1 protein-coding gene is annotated in these 1,406 nt (G+C 39.5%); it reads left to right on the plus strand.

Annotation, left to right across the window (positions count from 1 at the left end; translation table 11 throughout):
• Positions 1 to 141 precede the first annotated feature (141 nt).
• Positions 142 to 1,383, plus strand: coding sequence for an ISAs1 family transposase (locus tag V7K31_RS02695; protein ID WP_442941196.1), 1,242 nt, complete (start codon positions 142 to 144; stop codon positions 1,381 to 1,383).
• The last annotated feature ends 23 nt before the right edge of the window (positions 1,384 to 1,406 follow it).

Genomic DNA, 1,406 nt, shown 5'->3' on the forward strand with positions numbered 1-1,406 from the left:
CAGGGTAAGCGCATTTAATTTTGTAGTCAAAAATACAGATTATTTGACTAATATATAAATATGCAAATCGGATTTGAGTATTAAATACGTTAAGTAGTACGCTCTTTAGCAAAGCGTCTATTGTATATCGGGGTCAGTCTCATGGTATTGGGTTTCAAGTCTCCTAATAATTCTCTCGTTAAAAGCCCTAAAGCATTAAGTATAGGGAATGCGACTGCGTTAACAGAAAAGATGGAATCAATTTTTGGCGACATCAAAGATCCCCGTGTAAAAAGGAAACGTGTGCATTTATTAACAGATATTTTAATCATCGCCATATTATCAGTAATCGCAGGGGCTAAAGGGTGGGAGGATATGCAGAATTATGGTTTAAGTAAATACGAGTGGTTGTCAGAGTTCTTAAAATTACCTGAAGGTATACCGTGTCCGGACACATTTCGTAGAGTATTTGAGCGTATAAACCCAAAAGTATTTGAGCAATGTTTTAGACGTTGGGTTGAATCAATAGTTGAGACAACAGGAGCGCAGGTAATCCCCATTGATGGTAAAACTCTTAGAAGCTCAAATGATAGAGTGCTAGAAAAAACAGCTTTACATCTGGTCAGTGCATGGTCGAGTCAGCATCGTCTTGTTTTGGGGCAAGTCAAAGTCGCAAATAAGTCAAAGGAAATTACCGCAATTCCCGCATTATTAGAGTTATTAGATATTGCAGGATGTATTATTACAATTCATGCAATGGATACGCAAACCGCAATTGCATCTCAAATTTTCAATGCGAAAGCTGATTACATTTTAGCGCTTAAAGGTAATCATCCTACACTTTATACACAAGTTAAAGACTGGTTTCTTGCACGCTTGGCTTTTGGGTTTGAAGGGATTACCAATAGTTACGACGAACGGGTAGATTCATGTCATCATCGTACCGAAAAGCGACAAGTGTGGTGTGTTCCCGTTTCTCAACTACCACCTCTACATAATCATTCAGATTGGGTCGGGCTTAAATGTTTAGTTATGGTTGTGCGGGTACGACATTTGTGGAATAAAACAACTAGTGAAGTGCAATTTTATCTAACTAGTTTAGACTGCAATGCTCATAAATTAGGACAAGCTATCCGTCTCCACTGGGGCGTTGAAAATGGATTGCATTGGAGTTTGGACGTTACGTTCAATGAAGATGCTTGCCGCGTCCGTACTGGCCATGCTCCACAAAACTTGTCGTTGCTGCGACGTCTAGCACTTAATGCACTAAATTTAGAGCGATCGCTCAAGCGTAGTAATCGTCAAAAATCAAATCGAGCCGCTATGGATAACAACTATATGTTGACGATTCTTGCTGCTTGTCTATCACACCATCATGATGCTTCAAATGCTTCTTGTCAATAGGGTTTGAGATGCGCTTACCCTGT

The organism is Nostoc sp. (genome assembly GCF_036917675.1).
GTDB lineage: Bacteria > Cyanobacteriota > Cyanobacteriia > Cyanobacteriales > Nostocaceae > Nostoc.

Excerpts from the sequence above, each read along its gene's own strand:
- V7K31_RS02695 (WP_442941196.1), top strand. The coding sequence starts at position 142 with ATGGTATTGGGTTTCAAGTCTCCTAATAATTCTCTCGTTAAAAGCCCT.